This window comes from Nocardia jinanensis (assembly GCF_014645735.1).
Taxonomy (GTDB): domain Bacteria; phylum Actinomycetota; class Actinomycetes; order Mycobacteriales; family Mycobacteriaceae; genus Nocardia; species Nocardia jinanensis.
Window position 1 is genome coordinate 53,652 of record NZ_BMMH01000023.1, and the last position, 21,276, is coordinate 74,927.

The 21,276-nt window shown below is 68.1% G+C and carries 2 protein-coding genes; one reads left to right on the plus strand and one right to left on the minus strand.

The features are described 5' to 3' along the window. Window positions 1-44: 44 nt before the first annotated feature. A complete protein-coding gene (locus tag IEY68_RS30735) occupies window positions 45-21,035 on the minus strand; it encodes a LuxR C-terminal-related transcriptional regulator (protein WP_229719139.1) in 20,991 nt (6,996 codons plus the stop codon). A 60-nt stretch (window positions 21,036-21,095) separates the two neighbouring features. On the opposite strand from IEY68_RS30735, the gene IEY68_RS36530 reads away from it, so the two are divergent. Continuing rightward, the coding region (locus IEY68_RS36530; RefSeq protein WP_229719140.1) for a hypothetical protein at window positions 21,096-21,276 on the plus strand (181 nt) is incomplete at its 3' end.

Sequence of the window (21,276 nt, forward strand, 5' to 3'; positions counted from 1 at the left end):
GGCGCAGCGGCATTCGGCCGAGGACACCGAGGGGCGGTTGCGGTTCACGGAGTGGCGCGGCCCTCCCAGTGGAAACCTTCGAAGAAGTCGGCCGGGCTCACGCCTTCCGGCAGATGGCGAGCGATTTCGGCGGGAGTCGGATAGCGGTCGGTCAGTTCGTGGTCGAGCTCGTCGAGAATCCGCACCAGGGCCGGGGACATCGGCGCCGAACCCTGGGTCAGCGCGAGGCGAGAACGGATGTGGGCGCTCAACGCACGCATGCTCCGGCCGAGAACGCGCCGATCGGAGTAGTCCCAGTCGATGTCGTGCTCGATAGCGGCCGCGGCCCCGCGACGGCCGCGGACTGTGACGGTGAAATTCTCCACGTCCGAACTTCGGAGGTAGGCCCGCAGCGGCGGAAGGAAATCGCGGGCGCATCCGGTGGAGCCGTACCAGGGCTCGGTCCACAGCTCGGCGAAGCGGGCGGTGAGATCGCCGTTCTCGTCGAATTCGATACGCAGATCCAGATCACCCGCTTCGACCGGCTCCTGGCGCCGCAGAATGAAGACACCCCGGATCCGGATCCCGGACACAGGCGACGCGGGGTTGTCGCGCAGGTATTCGACGCGGGTCAGCTTCAGGTCGAGGTCGAGCCCGTACTGCTGTTGCAGCCCCGACAGTTCGGACAGTAGTTCGTGCTCGGCGGGGAGCCGACTGAGAATATCCGGAATCTTGGGCACCCCGGACAGATCCGGCCGTGGAGCCGTGCGCGCCCGCGGAGCCACATCGGGACCGGCGGCGAGCAGATCGGGCCGGGGCACGCTCGGGTCGACGGCGTACATCATGAGCTCGTGCACCTGCTCGTAGCTCAGAGGCTGCGCACCGCGCGAGGCCCACAGACCCCTGGCGTGGGCATAGTCCCACAGCCAGCGGTAGTCGGAGTAGAAACGGCGGACGAGGGTTTCGGCCGTGCGTCGATCGCGGCGGATCTTCTCCACGAAGTGGTTGGAGTCGCCATAGAGCGAGTCGAGCACCGCCATCGCACGCAGCCGGAGGAAATCCTCGACTCCGGATTCACCGTACTGTTCCCGAATTTCGTTCACGACAAGCACTTCGACACGACCCAGCACTTCCGGCGGCCACGGATTCCAGAATATCTGTACGTAATCCCAGCGCTTGTGGCGGACGCCGGCGAGGTTCCAGTTGTCCAGCAGCACCTCGCCGCCCGGCCGGACCCACAGGTTGCGGAAGGTCGCGTTGCCGTGGCTCAGGCCCGCCTCCAAGGAGCCTTCGCCCGGCACCCAGATCTCGTGCGGCTTCGGCAACAGTCGATCCAGGACGGACTCCCGTTCGTCGTACTTGGTCCGCTGCTTGCTCAGGTACAGCCCCTCCTGTTCGGGCACGGACCGGACGACCAGGTCGGCGGGCAACACAACGGCCTGTAGGCGCCGCAGCTGCTCGAACAGGCCGCGCAACGTCTGCTCCCAGTCCGGATCGTCGGTGGTGGGGACGCGGCCGGCACCCATGCTGCGGAACGAGCGTTCCCCCGCGCGGGCCAGCGTCGTCGGCACCAGGACGCCCGCCTCCCGGGCCAGTTGCTCCGCACGTTCCTCGCCCAGCTCGATGCGGTGGAAACGCCGGTCGTCGCTGAGCAGTTTCGAATGAGTCGGGTTGGCCGCGAGATCCTTGCCGCCGGGCTCGGCCACTGCGCGGCGCACCTTGACCGCGTTTCCGCTGTCGTCGACCTCACACCAGACCAGCACGTGGTAGCCGGATACGTCGGGGGAACGCAGCTCGGCGGAGATCAGGATCCGGGTGGCCTCGCTGAGTTGCAGGCGGCGGCCGTCCAGCGGCGTGGTGAGGTCCCGGAGCAGATCCCGGAGCAGGTCACTGCCCTGCGCGCGGCGCGCCGGCTTGCGATGCTCGATCGGCGTCGGTGATATCGAGGGGTCGGCCAGGTCCTTGGCCACCCAGCGCCGGCTGAACATAGCGACCGCCCCGCCACCGCTGACCGTCGCCGCGGATGTACCGGGGACACCCGGCTCTCCCGGCACGGCTCCGCCGAAACCGTGCCGCGCCGCCCGGACCGCTGCCGCACCCGAGACCTCGGTCTCGAACACGTCGGCACCCATCCGGCGGGCCAGGTCCTCGGCCGGGCCGAGCAAGCGCGGACCGCCGTAGTCGTCGGCCAGACGATCGAGTTCAGAGGTGGCGGGGTCGAGCCTCGCGGTGATCCGGCCCGCCCCGTCCAGTTCGAAACGAACCGTCGTCTCGCCGTATTCGCGGAGGCCGTCCATCAGCACGGCGCGGATCCGGATGCGACCGCGGACGTCCCCGTCCATGTCGCCGAGTGGTTCGTACTCGGCCGTCACCGGTTCGAGGCGAGCGGGACCGTCGGCACATCTCAGCGCCGCGACGGCGGCCTGCAGGGCCTGTTCGGCGTCCGTACCGGGTTGCCCGATACCTGCCCGCAACTGCTCTCGTATCGCCAGGCGCGGCAACTCGGCCGACGCGCCCGGTTCCGATCCCGCCCGGGCCGGTGCCGGTTCACTCCCGTCCGGCACCGGCTGGCGCGACCATCGCAAAAGCAGGTCCCGCACCTGGGACAACGACGGCCCCTGCCGGTGTGCCGCCGCGAACACGATGCCGAGGTTGCGGTGCAAGGCCTGTGCCGCCTCGTCGAGGAAATTCGGGTCACGAGCCACCAGCAGCGGCAAGCGGAAACTATCTCCTGCGACAGACTTCCACGCCTCGAGCACGATATAGCGGTCGAAATCGGCGGCCGCGGCTTCGCCGTAGAAGCGCCGCAGCCGCTCTCGGCACCAATCCATGACGGCGCTCCGGTCGTCATCCGAGGCCCATCCGTTGCGCATTACGTAAGCCACGTAATCCCACACCGCCGGACCCGCCTGGGCCAGTTCCAGATCGAGCAGTGCCAGTTGTTCCGCTCCCTCGGCCCCCAGGAAAATGAGATTTCCGAAGGTCGGATCGCCGTGCAGCGCCCCGAGTGGTGCGTCGCCGGCATCGGCGGACCGGACCTCGAATACCTCGTAGAGGCCCGGCAATCCGAGTTCACCGCCCAGCCGATCGTGTTCGTCGAACTCCAGCCGGATCCGCGCCACCTCCCGCGCCATCCGCTGCTCCCATTCGACGCGGGTCGTGGGTGGTGACTGCTCGAGTTCGAGATCACGCCAATCGGTTTCGTGCAAGGAGTGCAGCCGATCGAGCGCGCCGAACACGGCCTCGGCCGTCTGCAGGAGCGGGTCCTGCGGCGTCGGGGAGCGGCCGTCGAGGTACTCGTGGATCATGTAACGCTCCGGGTAGGCATCCTGCGCACCGCTGTGCAGCAGGTGCGGTACCCGGACACCCGCCCTGTGGCACAGCGATACCGCGGCCTCCTCCCCGAAGACCAGGCCGATACGCGGGTCGAAGTTGGGATTCGGCGTATCGATCTGCACTCGGACGACGACCGTGCGGCCGTCCGGCAGCGGGACCACCCAGACCCCGTGGTGGTTTCCGGCGAAATCGGCTCGGTCACGGACCAGCGTGGTCAGCAGGTCGATCTCCTGCTCGGTCAATGTGGAATCCTCGACGGCGAAAGGCCGGCCCGCCAGCCGGGTCATCGGCCTGGGATCGGTACCTGCAGCGGCTGGGCCACCGGCAGCCGGCGCACCGTCCAGCACGCCCCACCACCGGCGGTTCTCCGGCCAGTCGTGCGGCAACCGATCGAAATATCGCGCCAGTTCGGCGAAGGTGGGTCGCGCCTCGACGGGGCGGTCGAACCTGTCGAGCATCGGGTCGGCGACCGTCCCGCGCGGATCGGCGTTCAACAGCTGTGTCGTGCTCTCCCGGGTCTCGGCCAGATGTTCCGGATCCGCATCCACCCGCATACCGTGCCGCGCGGCCATCCGGAAACCCGCTGGGCCGTGGACGGGTAGGACGACCCGGCCGTCCACACCGACGCATTCGCGCAACCGTGGGACGAAATGCTGTACGAAACGAGCACCGGCGAATGTGGTGGCGATCTCGAGATGGTCGAACACCATCACGACCTTGCCGTTCTCGTCGTATCGAACGCGGAATCGCATATCGCCCTGTTCATCCGGGCCCCGCGAACCCTCGACGACCACGGTGGCCGAGACGGTCAAGCAGCGGCCACCCGGCTCGTCGGTCAACCGGACAGCGGTCGGGGCCACGACGTAACCGTGCGGGCCGTACTCCTGATCGAGCAGACCGTTCGCGACGGCGAGCAGTGGATCGCCGGGATATTCGGCCATCGGCAGCGTAACTCGCGGGCCGGTCGCGGCGGCGGCCGGCCGGCTCGGCTGCACCACGGGCGATTCGGGCAGCGGCGGCGCGTCCCGGTCGGCATCGAGCTCGTTCACTGCCGCGAGCATCAGGGTGCGCACCACCTCCAGCGCCTCCGGCTCCCAGCCGCGCAGCCGGCACAACCGCCGATAGTCGGAGTGGAACCGTGCGATCAGGGTATCGGCCCTGCCGGGATCATCCGCGATCTGCTCCACGAAGGTCACCGAATCGGCGTAGAGCGAGTCCAGGCACCCCATCGTCAGCAGCCGCTCCAGCTCCGCCTCGCCGCGCGCCCCGAACAGGTCCCGGACCTCGCCCCGGATCCTGGCTTCGACGGCCTCGACCATCTCGGGCGGCCAGTTGGACCACAGCATCGTCACGTAATCCCACAGCGGATGTGTGATGGCGGCGTTGTCCCAGTCGATCAGCGTGATCGTGCCGTCGGCGGCGACCCGGACATTGTCGAGGGTCATATCGTTGTGGTTGAGGCTCGGCGGCCAGGCCACGTCATCGGTCTCCGGTGACCACGCCTGATGCGGCGCGAGCCGGAACAGGCGGTCGAGCCAGGGCGCACGGCCGCGGTAGTTGCGGCGCTGGTGATCCAGATAGAGATGCAGATGTTCGGTCACCGGCCGGACCTGCAGATGGGCGTCCAGCGATACATTCAGCAGCCGCCGCTTCACCTGGAACAATTTGTCCAGGGTCTCGTTCCAGTCGCCGTCGGCGGGCGCCGGAGTTTTTCCTTCGGCGAATTCCTCCACGTAGAAATCCCGCCATCGATACACCCGCGCCGGAACAGGGGTCACCGAGCCGGCGAGCCGGACAGCATCGGGTACATCGAAGGCCAGCGGGTGGTACCAGCGGATATCTTGTTGCGACGAGATGGGATTGCGCGTCAGATCCTTGCCGTCCGCAGCCGCCCGCACCACCTGGTGCACGACGATCCGATTCCCGTTGTCGTCGCGAAAGAACCACGCATGTTTGTTGTTGCCCTGCCGGCTGGGTGCGAGGAGCCGGGCTCGCAGGAATTGCCTGGCGGCAACTTCCCAATCCATAGTGCCGGCGCCCTCGCGTGCGATGTTGGCGAACAGCGTTTCCGGTGCGGGCGCCGGGTCCAGCGGTGCGACTCCGACCGGCGGGGCGTCGGGCTCGCTCCACACGGTGTCCCCGGCAGCAGCCACATCGATCCATCCGAGCCATGGTGCGGCGACCCGTTCGAGGTCGAAGCCGAGGTCGGTCAGGCCGGCGTCGAACAGCGCCCGCGCTGCCGGCACGACACCCGACTGCAGCTGACGTCGTAACTCCGCGATGGCTGGGGGAAGCGACGGCTCGCGTCGCTCGAATTCGTCCAGTTCGTCGCTGAGGGCCTCGTGAACAGCGCCCATCTCCCCGAGATGTTCTCTGTTCCAGTCGAATCCGGCGTTGGCGGCCGCGGGTAAATCGGTGATCAGCGTGTGGAGACGGTCCGCGCCCGCATCCCGGGCGAAGTCGAGCACGAGGCGATCGGCTTTGGCGGCCGGGTGCGTACCAGAGCAATTGGCGAACAATCGGCCGGAATCGTCCAGCACGAACATGAAATACACTTCATCCGACATACGCGTTCCCTGCATGAGCGCGGCAGTCACGAAGATCGTATCGCCCTTGAATCGCACCCTGATCGGTTCCAGTCGCCGTGGCCCGTCGAAGCGCTGCACGAACCGCAGTGCCGCCGCGTCCAAGTCTGTGAACTGATCGTCGGTCGGTCTACGGGCGATGGCGAAGAATTGCCGAATCCACCGGCGCGGTTCGACCGCCGGTGCCGGTGGCAGCTCGGTGCGTGCCGAGATGGATTGATCCGGCATCGGCTCACGCAGCGACCATTCCAGCAGGAGGTCACGAATATCACTCTCGGACAGAGATTCTCGGCCGGAAGCACTGCGAACAAGGTTGATATTGTGGCGGAAGGCCGGCAACGCCTGCTCGACGGTCAGAAACCCCGTGGCGATCTTGCGCGGTAGCCGATAGGAATCGCCGATGATCGACTTGCGGGCCTCCAACAGCACATACCGGTCGAAATCCGCCACCAGGTCGGCTTCGAACTCGGCACCGTACCGGTGCAGGATGGTGCGGATCTCGGTGGCGACGGCATCTCGTTCGGCGTCGTCGGCCCATTCGTTCACGAGGTAGTACCTGGCCCAATCCCAGGCGATCGGTGCATATTGGGCAAGTTTCGCATCGGTGAAACCGATCCGGCCGTCCGCGCCGCGCCGCATTTTGCGGCGGATCGGGTTGCCGTGGGTGTATCCCATCGGCCCTAGGTCCTCGGGTTGCAGGGTACGGTTCCACATGACGAACAGGGGCGCACCGCCGGTCAGCCTGTCCAGCCGGTAGTCGACATCGGAACGCTCCAGCTCGAGCATCCTGTTGTGCTGCTTATGATCCCACGTGTATTGCGATATCGGGCTCGGCATACCGTGTAGCCGGTAGAGCTCGCTGAAGGTGTCCTCGAAGGTGCGCTCCCAGCCCTCGTGCGACTCGACCTCGGCACCCGGGACGTACTCGTGAATCGTCACCCGCGTCCGAAAATCTGGTGCGGTCGGCGAGGATTCGGAGTCGTAGAGCAGGCGCGGGCCGCGCACTCCGGCCTGGTGGAACAGGTCGGACGCTTCCGCCGCCGACTGTGCGAACGAATCCAGGTCGAAGCCCAGCCACTGCGCCTCGTCGAGATACAGCCGGACCGTCACCATCGTTTCGGAATCAGTGCCCGGCGCGGCGGGTAGCGGCAGATGCCAGACACCGCACTGATTTTCGGACTCGTGCGGTGAGGTGACCCGCACCTGTTCCATCACCTGTTGCACCTGGTTCCGGGTGAGCCGTCGATCCAGCCGCGGGGCTACCGGTTCGACCGCGGCCGGGGCCCACCCACAGCGTTCGCTCAGCCACCCCGAAACGTTACCGGCCGGTTCGAGACCCGCCTCCCGCAGCAGGTCCCGACCGTGCAGGACATCGCTCGCCGCGTCGTCGGCGACCCTGATCCGCAGCACATCCGCGCCCGCCCCGCGCACGAAATGCCGGACCAGGTCGAGGAACGAGCCGCGGCCCGTACCGCCGCGGAGGGACAGATACTCCGGAAGGAATTCGGCGGCCGGGCCGGGTTCGACGGAGGCGACAACGGTGCCGTCGCCGGCGAACTCGAAAGAAAACTCCACATCACCGAATTCGGCCTGTCCTATCATCACCACGGTCTGCATGCGTATGCGTGTCACCGGGCCGGCGTGAGACTCGCGATCGATTCGTGTCACTTCCAGCCTGTGTGCTCCGTTCTGTTGCTGGAGCGCGCGAGCCGCTCGGCCACTCACGTCGGAGAGTTCGGCCAGCCGGCGAACCGATGCTCCGAGCCGCGGGGGCAGCGGCTCATCCAGTTCGGGTGTGATGTAACGCCCCCGGGTGGACGGCCAGCCTCGCGCGATTCGGTCCGCGAGCGTGTCGAGGATGGCCTGGCATTCGGATTCGGTCGCGGCTTCCAGGGCCGCTCTCCGCTGTACCAGGGTCACGTCCTTGGTGAACGCCGACAGGAGATCGGTGTGCCGCGCGGTGCGCGCAGCGAGATTCCGTGGTGCCTGCAGCGCCCTGCCGATCGCCGCGATACGCGCCTCGACCGCGAGATAGCGATCGAAGTCGGCCATCGCGGCCATGGTATACCGTCGCAGGACCTGCTGCTCGGCCCAGTCGTGCACCTGCGGCCGTACCTCGGGCGGCCACGGGTTGCGGATGACGAAGGCGGCGTATGCCCAGGCGGGCGGTCCGAGATCGGCGCGCGCCGGACTCGACCGCGCGAGTGTGCCGTCGGGCGCCCGCACCAGATCGGCGAGAGTTACGGTGCCGCGCAGGTGAACCGGTGAATCTCCAGCGCCGGCGTCCGGTTTCGATCCGAACATAGAGGACAGCGGGGGCAGGCCGAGCAATCCGGTTCCCGCGCCCGGCATCGATTCGGGGTGCAGACCGGCGATCTTCGCCTCCGCGCTGCGCAGGGCGCGCCGCAAATCACCTTCCCACTCCGCCCGTGTCGGTGTCGCAGGTCGTTCCCCGGCCGGTGTGTCCTGCGCGAAGAACTGCTCGGCGACATCGCCACGGAACGACATATCGTTGTTCACGAGGTCGGCGACCGTCAGCGGGGTGCCGGCGATCTGCTCGTGGACGACGAAATCTCCGCCCTCGTAGAGGCTGCGTGGGCCGTGCACACCGACGCCGTCACCTGTGCTCGGAACGACATGCAGCAGATCCTCGACACTCGCGAGCGGGTCGGCGTCGTCGGTGACCACCACCCTCCGAACGGCTACCTGCGCACCGGCGTGCTCCGGCCGCGGATCCGGCAGCAGCCACAGCCGGTGTTCGCGGTCGGCGCCGTGGGGATCCATGGTGTCGGTCAGCGCCCGCAGCGCATCGGCCTGCGCAGCGGTCAGCGCGGGTTCGCCGGCGCCGGGCCGCCGCTCCGCTGTCGGTGAGCCGGTGATCTCGCCGTCGCGCGGAGTCGGCGCGTCGGGATCTTCGGGTTCGTCCTTGTGGAGGTCTTCGAGTGTTCCGGTCGCGGGGTCCTCGGCGAGTTCGGCTTTGAAGATGCCCGTGAACTCGGCGAATCGGTTCCGGAATTCGCGTTCGGTCTGGACCCGGGGGATGCGCGCGTCCTGTGCGAGCAGTTCACGATCGTCCGCGGTGAGGTCGGGGTTGGTGCGGTGATCGATGTTGGTGTCGAAGAAGATGGCGGTATCGCCGACGGCGGTGACCGTGAAGGCGTGCATGGTTTCGCCGTCGTCGACGAGCACGACGGTGGTGTGGTTGTCGTTCTCCGGATCCTTGACACTGTCGATGATGTCCTGCAGCGGATCCGTCGTATCCGAGACGTCGATGAGCCGAGCGGCGATATCCTCCCGCAGCTTCTGCCAGTCGTTGCGGCGGCCGTCACCCTCCCGGCGCGCCCGCAAGGTGATTATTTCCGCTGTGCGGTCCAGGCATTCGTCGAGACGCGACCGCAGCGCACGGTCGGCGGCGGTATCGGTATCGGTATCGGTATCGGTATCGGTATCGGTATCGGTATCGGTATCGGTATCGGTATCGGTATCGGTATCGGCGAGTATCACGATCCCGGTGAGTATCGTGTCGCCGCCGACCGCGAAGCGTCCGGAGAACATCGGCTGCGGATTCGCGCGGTGTCGATCGGACACCGAACGGACCTCGAAGGTGCCGGACTCGGGGTGCGCGGGGTCGGGCCGGAGTGCGATCTCCACATCGTCGGCTCGGATTCCCGCCTCCGCCAGCCGGGACTGCACATCGACGGCGTTTTCTCTGGCGCAAGCCAGTACCCGGTGCCAGTGGATTCCGGGATGTGCGGCCTCGAGGTTCCGTAGGTGTCGGCGTTCGGCCGGACGTGCGATTCCCGGTGATGCGCCCGGGACCACCGGGACATGCTCTTCGGCGTGGAGACCGATGGCGCGGTACATCCCGGCAGGAGCCGCCGCCGTGGCGGCGTATCTCCCGAACCCGGTGACGGCGCCGATCAGACCGCCCGGCCAACTCGGCGTACCCCCGGAGGCCATCGGGATGGGCTCGTCCGCCAACCCGAGCGGTTGCAGCATCTGCTCGGCACACAGTCGAACGGTGAGCGCCGGACTGCGCGCGCTGTCGAGGATTTCGGCGACGTGGATGTCGACAGGCAGGACCTCCCGGATCAGAGACCGGGCCGACGGCGCAGCGGGAGCATCGGAGGTATCGGCCGCAACATCGATGTCTGCCGGAACCACGGTGCCGGACCGACGCTGCACGAACGTATCGATCGGGACAGCGCCGGGACCTACTATTCCGAGGCGCAGTGCCATCATGACCATCGGCACCCGTTCGCTGACGCCGAGTTTTTCGCCGATGCGCGCACAATGTCGTTGAACGGTGTACTCCGCTACACCGCGCCGGCGGGCGATCTGCTGGGTCGTCCGCCCATCGGCCAGCCACTTCAGCAACTCGAGCTCCGCCTGGGTCAAATCGAGGCCCGCCGGTACCTGCGTACGCTTCGTCGCGAGCAGACCTCGGCGTATGGCCTCGACCACAGCCGGAACAACGCGCGCGGTACCCAGCTTCTCGGCGGCATTGCCGTAATAGTTCGAGACGGTTCGAGGGCTTATTCCCAGCCGAGCTGCGATCTCGTCGCGCGACAATCCCTCGTAGGTCAGCTGTAGCACCTCGATATCACGGGGAAGCAGCCCGGTCTCATCGATCGGCCGCGCTCGTTTACCGGATGCGGCGCCGCCGCGCGGGGTCTCGGCGGGATCGGCCCGGTCGGCGGGGCGGCCGAGAAGTTGGACGGGGTGTCGGCGCGGCAGGGATCCGGCGAGATCGCGGCGGGCGGGTGTGGTGACGCCGTCGGTGGTGCTGAAGTAGGCAGCGAAGGCTCTCCGATGGGAGGTGTAGAAGGATTGCCATTTGTTGTCGCCGTTCTCGTCACCGTCGACATTGCGTACGCGGAGCGTGTTCTCGATGTCGTCGATGAGGGTGTCGAAGATCAGGATCTGGCGTTCGACGTCGGCTGGGCCGTCGACGGCGACGATGTAGTGGATGTGGCTGTCGACGGCGACGGCGGCCCGGTCGATGGAGTTCTTGGTGTCTCGGATGATTTCGACGGCGGTGGCGACGGGGTCGGCGCCCTTGGTTTTCATCGGCCGGAGTTGAGCGCCGAGGGTTTCCTCGGTGATCCGCCAGTTGTCCGCCGCTTTCCACCGGGGATCGGAATCGTCGGGCCGGGGTGCGTCGTCGTCACCGAGTGCGCGGTGCACGCGGGCGATGTGGATGGCGCAGTTCGCGATGACCTCGGTAGCGGGGGCCTGCGAGTTCGCGGGGGCGGTCCCGATCGCGGCGCCGCGCTCCCGCCGCCCGAACACACCGCGGCCACGGCTGACGATCCGATAGAACACCCGGCCTTTCCTGACGAACAGGACGATGCCGTAACCGGCGGCGGTGGCCGCGGTGATGGTCGCCGCCAACGCGGCGAGGGTGTCACCGCTGTGTGCGCTCGCCGCGGCGCCACCGACGAGCGCACTGGCCGCGAACATGCCGGCGGCGGGGCCCGCTCCGAGGAACAGATTTTTCACACCCCCCGCTCGGCCGCGGATCTCCGAGGGGAAGGCCCCCTGTTCGTAGCTGGCGATCCGGCTGTTCATGGCCCATGTCACCATTGCGTCCGCGAAGGTCGCGGCCGCTATCACGGCGGGTTCGGGAGTCGCCGCCTGGAGTGCGTAGAAGCCGGCCTTGGTGGTGAGCGCGACGGGGTAGAAGGTGGCGGACGCGACATCGCGGGTGATCTTCGACAGGACGCCGCTCATCATGCCGCCCACGGAGGGCGCGGCGACCACCGCGCCGGCGGCCCAGCCCGGCAGATCGGAGGCTTCCAGCACCGTGGCGGTGCGGAAGCCCATCATGGCCCAGGCAGCGTTGGTGAGCGCGAACGGTGCCGCGGGAGCCGTGGCACCGGTGATATCTCGCAGGTCGTTCCCCACGGGTCGCTGCGCCGTGGTGAGGAAGTCCCCGCTTACCGCCTTGAAGGCTTCGAGATAGTAGGCGGCGGCCGTGGCCTCGACCATTGTCGCGACGCTGAGCCCCACAGCGAGGTGAGGCGCGTCGAAGAGGAGCAGCCCGGTGGTGGCGGCCGCCGCGGCCGCGCCGACCGATTGCGCGTAGCGCATGACCTTGCGCCGGTCGGAACGGTCGGCGACGCGGCCGGCGTGCGGGGTGAGGAAGCTCGGAAGGTACATCGTGGCACCCGCCAGGGCTGCGACCGCGGGCGACTGTCCGGCGCTCATCAACGCGTACGGTGCGGCGTAGGCGGCGGCGACACCGCCCAGCCACTTCCCGGCCTGCCCCCCCGGCAGGGCGAGGGTGCCCAGCAACAGATGAGCATAGGGCTTGTTGACGACGAACAGTTTTCGCGTCGTCATCGGCTCCTCGGACGGTTCCGGTGTGCTGCTGGGTTCTCCGTGGATGAGGTGTCTACGTTGTTCGACGGTGGGTCCGTCGCGGCCGGTCGGGGGTTCGGGGTGGAGCCGGCCTTCGGCGTCCCTGGTGAAGCCCAGTGTGAAGGCGTCCGTGATGACGGGGAAGGTGTCGGGGAAGTCCTGCTCCCAGGTCTCACGGTCGCGGACGCGGGGGGTGCGCTGGACGGTTTCCTCGTCGTCCGAGGTGGTGGGCGGTCCCGGGATGTTGGTATCGAAGACGAGGGTTCTGCCCGCTCCATCGGAGGTGGCGAGGAAGCTGTGGGCCTCCCCGCCGCTGTCGATGACGAAGGCCACATCCGCGATCCCGATGGCCGGGTCTTCGATTGCGTCGAGGATGCGGGCGATGGCGGCCCGGGGTTCGGTACCGTCGGGCACGGTGACCCTGGTGAACCCGGCGTGTAAACCGTCCTCGAGGTCTTTCCAGGTTTCGGCATCGTCGGCGGGGATATCGGCCTCGTCGTAGCCGATCGCCCAGGCCGCGCGGACAGTCTGGACCAGGCACAGTCGGACATGCTCGGGGATATCGGCGGTGGCGGCGGAAATGGTCGCGCCGGCGATGGTTCGCTCATCGGTCGAGTCGGTCGTGCCGCTCCGCCGACGCGCCGGGACAGTCGACGCGTCCTGAACCGGGCCGGTTGCCACCGAGGGCGCGGCGGCGCTCGCGGCGTGTTGCCGTGCCGACCACGGTGTTACCGCGTCCCCCGGTGCGATGTCCGCGCCGGTTCTGCCCCTCGGGGCCTGGCCTTGCCAAGGGGTCGGTACCGGGCGGCGTTCGGCGTCCGAGCCGGCGGGGGCCTGGTGGCCGCGCTGTCCGCCGGGGCCGAAGCGTTCGATGAGGGTGCGGTACATCGAGTCCACGTCGTCCCCCAGATGTACCCCGATCATCTCCAGACCACGCACGAACTCGTACGTCGTGTGGTGGTAGGGGATCATGAAACCGATCATCGCGGCGATGAAGTCGTGTTCGGAGACGCCGGGCGGGCGCAGCCAGCGGAAGCGGGCGAGCATCAGTGTGGCGGTACCGGAAATGTCGGCGCTCGAGGGGATTTCCCTTTCGAGGAGCGCATGTAGGTGGTCGCTGCCGAGGTCGGGATCGACGTAGACGAAACCGGGTCGCCAGGGAAGCTCGATCACCCGCTCGGAATGGTCGAGCCGGTGGGCCTGCTCGGGCTCGACATAATCCTCGCGATGGTAGACCTTGATCGATCCGACACGGCAATTCCCGTCCTGGTCGAGAATCCGGTGTCCGCGGGCGTCGAGCAGGTAGCTCGGCGCAATATATTCCACCGAGCTGTCGCGTTCCTTCAGCACGGCGGTCACAGCGGCGATGTCGACGCGTCCGTCCGGGAGCCGGAGGAGCGGAATGTCGAGGCTTGGTCTGTCGAGGTCCAGTCGACTGATACGCAACACCTTCCGCTCTGGAAGAGCGGCGAATTCCCGTAGCGACAGCGGCATCCCCAACTCGGCGAAATCTCCCGAGGTCGGCGTAAGCCGCGGTTCGTCCTCGACCCTTGCCGGAAAAGTCTCGTTGCGTATCTCGTATTCCGCGAAGGCCGCATCGGCGGCGGCAATACGTATGTACGCGACATTGCTGAGGTCTTTCCAGGTGATCGGACCGGTGTGCCGCTCATCCCCGAGCACCCTCGCGCGAACCGCCTCCAGCGCCTCGGCGTCCAGCCCCAGCTCGATTGCCCGACGCCGCCGCCACTCCTCGCTCGGGTGATTCAGCAGTCGAGCGAGGCCCTGGTCCAGGGTCATGCCCGTCGCCGCCTCGCCCAACTCGGCATTGCGGATCATCGCGTTGAGCGCGGCGGACATCAGTTCGCGCAAGTTCCCGTCGCGCCGCAGCTCGTCCATCGGCACCGACTGCAGCACCATGCCACCCCACCGCGGCCGTTCGGCGGCATTGAAGACCCCGCGGATACGCTCGTGCCGATCTGCCACGGGCAGGTCCTCGAACAGTCCTTCGATCACCGTCCACAGTCGGTCCAGCACGGCTACCGCCGCGGCCTTGACCTCGGGCCGGTCGTAGAGGTACCCGGCCAGCTGAGCCTCCTGAATTCGATGCAGGAGCAGGCCGGGTTTGCTGATCCGAATATCGAGAGCGCTGGTTGCCGCTTGCTGACGTGCCGGTTCGCCGGGATCGCGATTCGTCGCGCGGGCGAGCTGATTTGTGCTCGGGCGCCACGGCGTAGCCGACGGGCTGGAGCTGCTCGTCCGGGTCGGGTCGCCCCCGCTCAGCCGCTCGACCTCGTCCGGAGCCTGGACCGCGATGTGGCCGTCGACATTCTTCAACGTCTCCACCAGCTCGGTGAGTTCGGCGATCAGCTCCGGGCGGCCCGGCCCGGTCGACTTCGAGTCGTCCGCATCGGCCGTGAGCGGCAGCAGCAGATCCCGCACCAGCTGCAACAGCTCCGGAGTCCGCGCCGTCTCGAGAAGACCTTGCGCCCGCACGTCGGATCGAAGAAGTTCGCGTGCCGCGCTCGTGTGCTCCGATAATGGCGTATGGGCCTCGGTCGCGGCGAATACGAGTGCAGTGAGCCGTTCTACCTCCGCCTGCAGACGCTGGAGGTCTCGCTCGTTGTCGGAGGCGAAGCGGACCCGCTCCCGCTCGGCGACCGCCGTGCTGCGCGCCTCGAGCGATATCGGCAACGGGGTTCGATCGCCGGATTCGATACCGGCCGTGCGACGATCCAGTTGCTCGACGAGTTCGTCGAGCAGCGATGGCACACGACGATCGCCCGGCACACCGTCGGCTTCGGGCAGCTGTCGTTTATCGGAGCTGCTGAACGGGGTCGACCAGACGCGACCTCGGCCGTCGACCCCGAGTTGGTGGAATTCGACTCGGATACCGGCCTGCGCCAGCGCATGCACCATGGCCCGCGGCAGGAGATGATCCGGATCGGCGAACGGCGTCACCACCGTGATCACCCCGCCGTAGCGGCAGGCCCAGCGCCCGAGACGTTGTCCGGGCCGCCGATCGAGGTGCCGCTGCGCCGCATCGGCCGCGGCCTGGAGGCGGAAGGTCTGCAGCCGCTCGGTGAGCATTTCCATGCGTGCGAGCAGCTTTCGCTGCCGGGTCTCGTCGGCTGCGGTCATCCGGGACGGATCGAGCCGGACCGGGAACAGTCGCTCCCGGACCGCCGCCGTGCGGGCGAGCCTGTTCTGGACGGCGGTGATTCGCGCACCCCACGCGGGCTGCCCCTGCGGCAGCTCGGTGGATGTCCCGGTGTCCTCGTCGAGCGGGGCGCACAGCTCCCACAGCCGATCCTGGCGTCGCCCGATCGATGTGCGCACCTGCTCCGGGAGTTCCTCGACCAGCACCCGGCCGGTCGGATCCACTCGTACCTGCCGGGTCACCGTCGTAATGCCCCGCTCCTGCAAGCGGTCCCGCAGCGCCCCGGGCAGTGTGGAAGTCCGGCCGGGGCCCTCGAACACCTCCAGGCGGGCACTGTCGACGATTCGTCCCCGCGGGCCCAGCCGCAGGCCGCCCCGGGCATCGGCGACCTCGCCGACCGCCAGCTGCTCGGCTCGGGTGCGCGCGATCGTCAACTCGCTGTCGAGGCCCTCACAGCTCTGCTCGATCGCGTCCAAGCGATCGAGCAGAGCACGCAACCTGTCCGCGGTCGTGCCGTCGATACCCGCACGGGACTGTGCCTCCTCGATCCGGTCGTACAGTTCGCCCACGTCCAGGTATGCCTGGGCGCCGCCGGCCGCGGCCCAGGCGCCGAGGCCCAGGAGCTCGGCGAAACCTGCGGTCCGCACCAGCGTGTGTCGAACCTCCTGCAGGAGCTCGGCCCGCCGCGCGGCCAACAGGGAGATGTGGTGTGTCCACTGGCCCAGTTCTCCGGTGGGCGGATGCTCCCACTCCGCGAATCCGGGCAGTGGTTCGGCGCCGGCTGTTTCGTGGCTGTCGGGGGTGGCGCCGAACATCTGTGCCCGCTGGCGTTCCACGAGCCGTGCCAGCTCGTCGAGGGCCGAGCGCTGCCGCCCGTCACGGCCGAGGCTCGTCAGCAGCGAGTCGCCGGGGTCGAGGGCCGCTAGGTCGTCGGGACTCATATCCCGCCATCTCTGCGCCGACCGCGCCGATATGCCGTCCGGGGCCGTGCTCAGGCGGAGACCGGATGCCGTGGGGACCGGATGGTGGTGGCCGGCGCGCTCGGTACGCTCGGACACTTCCCGCCACACCTGCGCCAGCGGAATACCACGCAGGAGCGCCTGCAGCGCGTATATCGGATGGGTGAAATCGGCAGGGGCACTGTCACCGAACGCGAGATTCGACTCGGCCAATGCCTCGCGCGGATTGAAAACCGGGCGATCGCCGAGCGCTGGTTCGGCCACACCCGGCAGTCCTTCCGGGCGAAACCGGCTGTCCTCCGTACGGGCCGGTATCAGGTGCAGACTGTAGCCGTCGAGTTGGTTGATCCACTCGTCGAACGAGGTCTCCCACGGCAGGGCGCGTGCGCGTTTGAAGTCCACGAACTGCTCGAAGAGGAACCCGAATGCCCGCGCTTCGATCCAGTCGCTGTAATCGCGCAGCTTGTCGAAGCGGGCATGCGGGTTCTGTATGCCCGACTGCCGCTGCCACACAAGGTCCGGGTACCGGGGGTTACCGTCGTCCCGCGGGTGGCTCCGCGCCACCCGCAGGTGGGCGAGCTCGTGCCGAAGGAGATCGTAGGCAGGGTCGCCTGTCGGTGCGTTGAGTCGGCCCTTCTTGTGGTTTCGCTCGAATTCCGCGCGAAGGTAGTCGGGATTTCCGAAGTACGACTCGTTGAGCAGGACGAAAGCCTCCGGTGTGTCGAAGAGCATTCCGGCGGCCGCGATCGTGTTATTGCCCAGTGGCACGACCACGATCGCGTCGGGGCAGGCGGCGTCGGCTTCCGCCAATTCGTCCAGCACGGCCCTCCGGACCGATATCGCCATATCGATCGAGAGTTTCTCCAGCCCGAGCACCTCGATGCCATAGGTGAAGAAGAGATCCTCCGCCATCGCCTGCTTCACCCGCCGCGCCAGCTCGGTGAAGTCGCCCAGTGCGGGAGATTCGGGCAGTGCGGCCGCGGAATACCGGCGCCACAAGGTGGTGAGCTCGGAGTCCGTGGCGGCCGCCGGGTTCAGGAAGCGGTTCCCCGTGTGCTGTGGTGCGAAGTATGAACGCGGATCCACTTCGAGGATCCCTCGTCGATGGGCTTCCAGTGCCAGCCCCAGTTTGCTGTCGACGCCGAGCTTGCCGTACAGCTCGGCCATGAGGCCTCGTCTGCGACGCTCCCCCAGCCCCAGCTCGGCTCCGATCGCCTCGTTGGCCCGGCCCGCGGCCACGGCCCGGAGTGCACGGGTTTCGATCTCGGACAGTTCGACGGTCTCGTACGGTGCGTTGTCGCTGTCGAGCACACCGGCACGTAGCGCTGCCAGGACAGTCGGAATCACTCCCCGGGTGTGGAGTCCGCGCTCCGCCCGAGCGAAACAGCCGTTGACCGTGGTGGGCTGAAGATGCAAAATCGCCGCAGCCGATTTGGCGGAGTGGCCCTGCCCGAACAGATGCAGGACTTCGATCTCGTGCCGCCCGAGAGCGGCGCCGGGCAGCTTCGCGACGTAATTCCGGAAGGCTTGGAGTGTATCCGGCGCCACCGCTGTCGTGCTGCCCGGATCGGGGCCCGGCAGATGCTCGGCCAGCAGGCGCAGCATCTCGATCCGGGTCGGTGACAACCGAGGAAATCCCGTGATCGGGCCCGCCTGCTCCGCGGATACCGTGGGCAGTTCCGTCACACCGGCGAGCGCGGAGTTCAACCGGAGCAGTATCGCGCCGGTCTGTTCCGAGGTGAGCCCCAGCAGTGCAGCGAGCGAGCGTGCCGGTGCGCAGTCGGCCGTGGCCGCGAGACCTCCGATCAGGCGCACGATATGCACCGCGGACTCGGACCAAGCCCCTGCGACCGGGGTCACCGGACTCGTCGGTCCGTCCCCCCTCGCCTGCTGCCGTGGGTCCATCACGGTGTTCTCCGAGTCGGTGGACGTACCGGGCTCGTCCACCTTCTCCGGGGTGGTCTCGCCGGCACCGGGCTCGGGCGTTCCGGGCCGACGCTTCTTCCGCGCATCGCCGATGGTTTCGTCGCTCGATCCGCCCCGGCCGACTACGGTGTGCGAGCCGATGGGGGCGTCGGGGTCGATCGCGGTGACGAGTGCGGGGTCGCGGCGGCCGAGCGTCGCGGCGACCCCGGGTTCCTGATATGCCCCGTCCGTGCCCACGTACGGCTTCGCCGCCGTCTCGTGGGAAGTGGTGTCGGCCGGAGACTCGGATCTGCTGGGGTGGGATCGTCGCTGCGCCACCGTAGCGAGCCGCTGGATCGCGGCGAGTTGCTCATCGGTCGGATCCGCGCCGCGGTGCATTCCGTTGATCGCGGCGCCGATCGTGCGGCGGTCGTGAACCTCCACGTGACCGAGGCATTCGAACAATGTGTTCTGGGCTATCTCCAACATCCGCTCGGCGACGGACTGTCCCACGGGTACCTGCCAGTGGTCGGCGTCGGCGAAAGCGATGACGCCGAGGTGGATCGCGTGCGCCAGCCGGGCGAGCTGGGTGGGCGGGGTGCCCCGCGCCGAGTCCCATCCCAGCATTGCCACCGTACGCTGGACGTTGTCCTGCGCGTACCTTTTGTTCAGTGCCCGCGCGGCCGCCTTGTCGCGCGCCTCGGCTCGGCTCATGGCCGGACCGTCGACTGTGCGCTCGGCGAGTGCGGTGGGATCGACAGGCGCCGGCCTGCCACCGATGCTGTCCGCGGTGACCACCGCGCGCGGGCCGGAATCAGCTCCGTCCGCGGCGGTATCAGCGCCCGGCCGGTCCCATTCCGACCATTGGCGATCGTTGATTCGTAGCACCCCGGCGCTGATCCCCACCGCCACCATGGCAGCGGGTATGTGGGTACCGAGTATCCGGCCGAGATCCCCGAGATGGGCGTGCACATCGGCCTGCGGAAGGGACAGCGCGTCCGCGACGGCCTGCGGTGTCAGGCCTTTCGCGGTGAGCGTGAGCACCGCGGTTTCGCGCTCGGACAACCGTACTGTCGCGCGGTCTCCCGGACGAGCGAACGTGGTGGGATCGAGATCCCCGCGGCGGATCGCCTCGGCGACGGACGCGGCCCGGTTGGTGGCGCCCAGTTTTCGTGCGGTGTTCCTGGCGACGGCTCCCATGACGCGCCGCGGCATATCCAGGCGCCGGGCGATCGCCGCGCGGGACAATCCCTGCGCGGTCGATTCCAGGACCGCCAGTTCGGCGGCGGTGAGCGTAGCTCCGAATCCCGGAAGTCCGTGCTCCGCGGCGATGGATCGCGCGAGGCGACGGAGTCCACCAGCGGTGAGAGTACCGACGGTGGTGACTGTCCAGTGCCGCTCCGGGGTGGTCCGTGCGTTCTGGGTATACGCGGTTTGCGCCTCGTTCAGCCCCTGCCGGAACCGCAGCTCGAGTGCGGTGCGCTGACTCGGATACAGCTGTTCTACGAACCGGCCGAACAACGCGACAGGGGCCGCGGTGAGCGCCGCGACAACGGGATCGGCCTCTGTCACACCTTCGAGATTGCGGTAGGCGGCCACAACTCCCCGTTGCAGGGCCCGCAGATCCCGTGCGGTATTCGGATCCATCTTCGGCGGCGCGACCGGTTCAGCGGAAGCCGTGACGGTTCCCAGCGGCGCCGCGACATCCTCGGCGCGACCCGATACCGACTTGTCGGCCGCAACCGCCGGACCGGGGGCGAACACCGCCGGCGCGGCAGTATCGGTAGGCGCCGAATGGGTCAGCGTGGTGGTGTCGGCCGGATCGGTGGCTTCGGCGGAGGTGGGGGCGACAGCAGGTTCGGTGGCGCTCGCCGCGGACGACTGCGCCGCATCGGCGGCCGGTCCGTCGGTTCCGGGAGTTCCGTCGGTGCGATATTGCGCGTGGACGGCGCTGGTGAGCTGTTCCAGCGCGTCGAGTTGTTCCTCGGTCGGCTGTTGTCCGCGTGGTGGCTGCTGGAGCATGCCCGCGACGAGGCCGCGTTGGGTGGTGTCCAACCGCCCCAGCCCGTCGAGTAGCGCGTCGCCGGTTTTTTCGCGCAGCCAGTCGCTCGGGTCCCGGTCGGCGGGTACCTGCCATTCCTGCATCGCGGCGGCGCGGAATCCGGCGAAGGTCATGGCGTGTGCCACCTGTCGCACCGTGTCCGATGGTGTGCCGGAGGTGGTGTCCCAGCCCAGCTGGGTGCTCGACTGAGCGAGCGCGGTCGGCCAGTACGCCTGCACCAGCGATCTGGCGGCGACCGGGTCGCCGAGCTGTGCGGCCTGTAGTTCGGCCGGATGTCCGGCGAACGTTCTGGCAGGTTCGTGTAGGGGCCCGGCCTGCACGCCGGGAGCGTCTCCCGGCACCGTGCCCGCATCCGCGGTTGTCTCGGTCGGCGGCGACAGCGCGAACGGAGTCGTCGCTGGTGAATACTGCTCCGGGGGAACCGATATCGGTATCGCCGCGGTGGGGAGTGGGGTCGCCGCCGCCGGGTCGATCGCGGGTCCGTCGTCGGCGGTGCGGATCGGTGGCGGCTGCTGGGGTCGGTCCGGAGTGTGGGTCCGGGCGGCCGGGGTATCGGTGGCCGGTGGCCCGTTGGCCGGGTGAGCGGTAGCGGGGTCGTGGATACCGGGCTGACGAACCCCGACAGGCTGCAACTTCTCGGCGAGTCCGCGGATATCGTCCACAGCCGCGGCGAGATTCTTCTCGGCCACGTCGAGCTTGTTAGCGGTCAGCCGAAGCTTTTCCTGGGTCTCACGACTCGGCGCGACAGCATGTTCGGCAAGCGCGGCGCGGTGTTCGGCCAGCGCCTCTTGATGCTGCGTATAACGAATAACCGAAACCTGAGCTTCGACCGTATTGGCGTAGAGCGCGTCATCGGGCGCGGTAAAATACTGCGCGCTACCGTGACCACCACTGCGCGCGGTACGGTTCTCCGCCTGAATATCGACAGCA